Raw genomic sequence first — 5,350 nt, 5'->3', positions numbered from 1 at the left:
GGCTCTTTAACAATCTGGGATGAGGAAGCGTTGTGGGCTCTTGGCGATTCCGAGGGTCTTGCGAGGCTAGGGTTGAGCGCTGGTTCAGTCGGTCCATTTTGTGGGCTGGCGATAGGTTTGAACTGGAGAGTTTGATCCTGGCTCAGATTGAACGCTGGCGGCAGGCTTAACACATGCAAGTCGGACGTGGACGCCCCTTCGGGGGTTAGTAGCGTGGCGGACGGGTGAGTAGCGCGTGGGTGACCTGCCCTCTGGTGGGGGACAACCCGGGGAAACCCGGGCTAATACCGCATACGTCTTACCCTTTTGGGGGTAAGGGAAAGCTGGCCTCTGATGCAAGCTAGTGCCGGAGGAGGGGTCCGCGTCGGATTAGCTGGTTGGTGGGGTAACGGCTCACCAAGGCGACGATCCGTAGCTGGTCTGAGAGGATGATCAGCCACACTGGGACTGAGACACGGCCCAGACGCCTACGGGCGGCAGCAGTGGGGAATCTTGGACAATGGGGGCAACCCTGATCCAGCCATGCCGCGTGGGTGAAGAAGGCCTTCGGGTTGTAAAGCCCTTTCAGCAGGGAAGACGCCGGGTCGTTCGAACAGGGCGGCCTTGGTGACGCTACCTGCACAAGAAGCACCGGCCAACTCCGTGCCAGCAGCCGCGGTAATACGGAGGGTGCAAGCGTTAATCGGAATCACTGGGCGTAAAGGGCACGCAGGCGGCTCGTCAAGTGGGATGTGAAAGCCCCGGGCTCAACCTGGGAATGGCATTCCAAACTGGCGCGCTAGAGTCCGGTAGAGGGAGGCGGAATTCCCCGTGTAGCGGTGAAATGCGTAGATATGGGGAGGAACACCGGTGGCGAAGGCGGCCTCCTGGACCGGCACTGACGCTGAGGTGCGAAAGCGTGGGTAGCGAACGGGATTAGATACCCCGGTAGTCCACGCCGTAAACGATCAGAACTAGGTGTGGGGCGGTTCGCCCGCTCCGTGCCGAAGCTAACGCGTTAAGTTCTGCGCCTGGGGAGTACGGCCGCAAGGCTAAAACTCAAAGGAATTGACGGGGGCCCGCACAAGCGGTGGAGCATGTGGTTTAATTCGATGCAACGCGAAGAACCTTACCTGGGCTTGACATCGCCCGGAACCTGCTAGAGATAGCGGGGTGCCTTCGGGAGCCGGGTGACAGGTGCTGCATGGCTGTCGTCAGCTCGTGTCGTGAGATGTTGGGTTAAGTCCCGCAACGAGCGCAACCCCTATCCCTAGTTGCCAGCGGTTTGGCCGGGCACTCTAGGGAGACTGCCGGTGACAAACCGGAGGAAGGCGGGGATGACGTCAAGTCATCATGGCCTTTATGTCCAGGGCTACACACGTGCTACAATGGCCGGTACAAAGGGCAGCGAGGCGGCGACGTGGAGCGAATCCCAAAAAGCCGGCCGTAGTTCGGATTGCAGTCTGCAACTCGACTGCATGAAGCAGGAATCGCTAGTAATCGCGGATCAGAATGCCGCGGTGAATACGTTCCCGGGCCTTGTACACACCGCCCGTCACACCATGGGAGCAGGCTGTACCAGAAGTCGCTAGCCCAACCTTCGGGGGGGCGGCGCCGACGGTATGGCTTGCGACTGGGGTGAAGTCGTAACAAGGTAGCCGTAGGGGAACCTGCGGCTGGATTACCTCCTTTCTAAGGAAAGCTCGTCCCGAGTCAGGGGCGATGGCTCTGGCCTTAGTGCTCCGGAATCCCGGGAGCCCACAACCCTTCCTCATCCCAGGCGAGCGGTACGGGCCGGGCCTATAGCTCAGTTGGTCAGAGCGCACGCCTGATAAGCGTGAGGTCCCTGGTTCAAATCCAGGTAGGCCCACCATTTTTGGGGCTCGGGCGGGGTGCCTGAGGCCGTCGGGGCTGTAGCTCAGTCGGGAGAGCGACGGCTTTGCAAGCCGTAGGTCGCCGGTTCGATCCCGGCCAGCTCCACCAAAACGGTTGGCCCCTGGGGGTGCGACGCCCCTCAGCGGCGAGCCGTTTTTTTGCTTCCCCGGGTGGGGGAGTGGCTCGGTTGCTCTTTAACAATTCGGTGATGTCGCGACACACACGAGCAAGCGTTTTGGCGCTTGCGCGTCTTGGTGCACCGGTGTAGCCCCGTTGTTTGGGGTTATATGGTCAAGCACTCAAGGGCGTACGGTGGATGCCTTGGCGGAGGCAGGCGACGAAGGACGTGGTAGGCTGCGATAAGCCTCGGGGAGCCGCCAAACAGGCTTCGATCCGGGGATGTCCGAATGGGGCAACCCACCTGGGGGAACCCAGGTATCGGCACCTGAAAACATAGGGTGTCTGAGGCCAACCCGGTGAACTGAAATATCTAAGTAACCGGTGGAATAGAAAGCAACAGCGATTCCCTCAGTAGCGACGAGCGAACGGGGACCAGGCCAAACCGGTCGGCTTGCCGGCCGGGGTTGTGGGACGGCCAAATGGACCTGGAGCGGTAGGCGAAGCGGCTGGAACGCCGCGGCAGAGCGGGTGATACCCCCGTAGCCGAAACCGTGAAGGGCCGGGCCGGATCCCGAGTAGCGCGGGGCACGTGGAACCCCGTGTGAATCCGGGTGGACCATCATCCAAGCCTAAATACTCGCCTCCGACCGATAGCGAACCAGTACCGTGAGGGAAAGGTGAAAAGCACCCCGGAGAGGGGAGTGAAATAGAACCTGAAACCGTGCGCCTACAAGCAGTGGGAGCATGCCTTCGGGCGTGTGACCGCGTACCTCTTGCATAATGGGTCAGCGAGTGACCCTCTGTGGCGAGCTTAAGCCGATTGGCGAAGGCGTAGGGAAACCGAGTCTTAACAGGGCGACGAGTCGCAGGGGGTCGACCCGAAACCGGGCGATCTACCCATGGCCAGGGTGAAGGTGGGGTAATACCCACTGGAGGCCCGAACCCACCGGAGTTGCAAATCCGGGGGATGAGCTGTGGGTCGGAGTGAAAGGCTAATCAAGCCCGGAGATAGCTGGTTCTCCCCGAAACCTATTTAGGTAGGCCCTCCTGTCTCACTCCCGGGGGTAGAGCACTGTCACGGCTAGGGGCCCCGGAAGGGGTTACCAAACCGTAGCAAACTCCGAATCCCGGGAAGTGCAATCAGGGGAGACAGACTGCGGGCGCTAAGGTCCGTGGTCGAGAGGGAAACAGCCCAGACCACCGGCTAAGGCCCCCAAGTGATGGCTCAGTGGGAAACGAAGTGGGACGGCAGAGACACCTAGGAGGTTGGCTTAGAAGCAGCCACCCTTTAAAGAAAGCGTAATAGCTCACTAGTCGAGTCGTCCTGCGCGGAAGATTCACCGGGGCTAAGTCATCCGCCGAAGCCGTGGATCCGTTTCGGATGGTAGGGGAGCGTTCCGTAGGCCGTTGAAGGTGGCCCGCAAGGGCTGCTGGAGGTATCGGAAGTGCGAATGCTGACATGAGTAGCTTCAAGGGCGGTGAGAACCCGCCCCGCCGGAAGCCCAAGGGTTCCTGCGTCAAGTCAATCTGCGCAGGGTGAGTCGGCCCCTAAGGCGAGGCCGAAAGGCGTAGCCGATGGGAATCCGGTCAACATTCCGGAACCGCTGTCGACTGCGATGGAGGGACGAAGAAGGGTAGCCCATCCGGGCGCTGGTAGTCCCGGTTCAAGCGTGTACCTTCGCCGGGTAGGCAAATCCGCTCGGCCCAACGGGGAGACGCGAGCACGAGCTCCCAAGGGAGCGAAGTGGGTGACCCCAGACTTCCAGGAAAAGCTCCTAAGCATCAGGTCGGCAGCGACCGTACCCGAAACCAACACCGGTGGGCAGGGAGAGCATCCCAAGGCGTGTGAGCGAACTCGGGTGAAGGAACTCGGCAAAATGGCCCCGTAACTTCGGGAGAAGGGGTGCCCTTAGTACGTGAAGCCCTTCGCGGGTGGAGCGGAAGGGGGCCGCAGTGACCAGGGGGCTACGACTGTTTACTAAAAACACAGGTCTCTGCAAAGGCGCAAGCCGCTGTATAGGGACTGACGCCTGCCCGGTGCCGGAAGGTTAAGGGAGCCCGTTAGCATCCGTGCGAAGCGGGCCACCGAAGCCCCGGTAAACGGCGGCCGTAACTATAACGGTCCTAAGGTAGCGAAATTCCTTGTCGGGTAAGTTCCGACCTGCACGAATGGCGCAACGATGGCCCCGCTGTCTCCACCCGAGGCTCGGTGAAATTGAATTCGGTGTGAAGATGCGCCGTACCCGCGGCAAGACGGAAAGACCCCGTGGACCTTTACTACAGCCTCACACTGAGCACGGAGGCGGTCTGTGTAGGATAGGTGGGAGGCGTGGAACCGGCAGCGCCAGCTGTCGGGGAGCCACCCTTGAAATACCACCCTGATCGTCTCTGTGCTCTAACCAAGGGCCGTGATCCGGTTCTGGGACCGTGTGAGGTGGGTAGTTTGACTGGGGCGGTCTCCTCCTAAAAGGTAACGGAGGAGCGCGATAGGTGCCCTCAGCGCGGTCGGAAATCGCGCAGTGCGCGCAAAGGCAAAAGGGCGCTAGACTGCGAGACCTACATGTCGAGCAGGTGCGAAAGCAGGCCTTAGTGATCCGGCGGTCCCGCATGGAAGGGCCGTCGCTCAACGGATAAAAGGTACCCCGGGGATAACAGGCTAATTCCGCCCAAGAGTTCACATCGACGGCGGAGTTTGGCACCTCGATGTCGGCTCATCGCATCCTGGGGCTGAAGCGGGTCCCAAGGGTATGGCTGTTCGCCATTTAAAGCGGTACGCGAGCTGGGTTTAGAACGTCGTGAGACAGTTCGGTCCCTATCTGCCGCGGGCGTTGGAGACTTGAGGGAAGCTGCTCCTAGTACGAGAGGACCGGAGTGGACGTACCTCTGGTGCACCGGTTGTCCCGCCAGGGGCATGGCCGGGTAGCTAAGTACGGACGGGATAACCGCTGAAAGCATCTAAGCGGGAAGCCCCTCCCAAGATGAGGTCTCCCGTGGGGGAAACCCACCTGAAGGTCCGTCGAAGACGACGACGTTGATAGGCCGGCGGTCGACGCGTGGCAACACGTGCAGCCGACCGGTACTAATCGACCGTGCGGCTTGATCATATAACACCCAAGCAACGGCCGCACCGCCGCGCAAGCGCGCAAAACGCCACAGCCGACGCGACATCCCGAATTGGTTAGCGAGGTTTGTCTGGTGGCCAAAGCCCGCGGGAACCACCCGATCCCATTCCGAACTCGGAAGTGAAAACGCGGCACGCCGATGATAGTGCGGGGCCTCCCCGTGCGAAAGTAGGTCACCGCCAGGCATTTGTCTCAAGCCCCCGGGGAACCCTCGGGGGCTTTTTTAATGGGTTTGCCTTTCTTGGAGGCACCGG

The 5,350-nt window shown here is 60.9% G+C and carries 2 tRNA genes and 3 rRNA genes; all 5 read left to right on the top strand.

Annotation, left to right across the window (positions count from 1 at the left end):
• Positions 1–119 precede the first annotated feature (119 nt).
• A 16S ribosomal RNA gene (locus V5A19_RS13565) occupies positions 120–1,671 on the top strand.
• 104 nt (positions 1,672–1,775) lie between these two features.
• A tRNA-Ile gene (locus V5A19_RS13560) sits at positions 1,776–1,852 on the top strand.
• A gap of 34 nt (positions 1,853–1,886) precedes the next feature.
• Positions 1,887–1,962: transfer RNA gene (locus tag V5A19_RS13555), tRNA-Ala, on the top strand.
• Positions 1,963–2,143: 181 nt separating this feature from the next.
• Positions 2,144–5,078, top strand: a 23S ribosomal RNA gene (locus V5A19_RS13550).
• Positions 5,079–5,165: 87 nt separating this feature from the next.
• Positions 5,166–5,281: ribosomal RNA gene (gene rrf / locus V5A19_RS13545) — 5S ribosomal RNA — on the top strand.
• Together the 16S, 23S and 5S rRNA genes with 2 tRNA genes alongside form the textbook arrangement of a ribosomal RNA operon.
• The last annotated feature ends 69 nt before the right edge of the window (positions 5,282–5,350 follow it).

Origin of the sequence: Thiohalorhabdus sp., from assembly GCF_036628635.1 — a bacterium.
Classification (GTDB): domain Bacteria; phylum Pseudomonadota; class Gammaproteobacteria; order Thiohalorhabdales; family Thiohalorhabdaceae; genus Thiohalorhabdus.
Note: the sequence above shows the minus strand (reverse complement) of the source record. Positions and strands in the feature narration are given on the sequence as shown.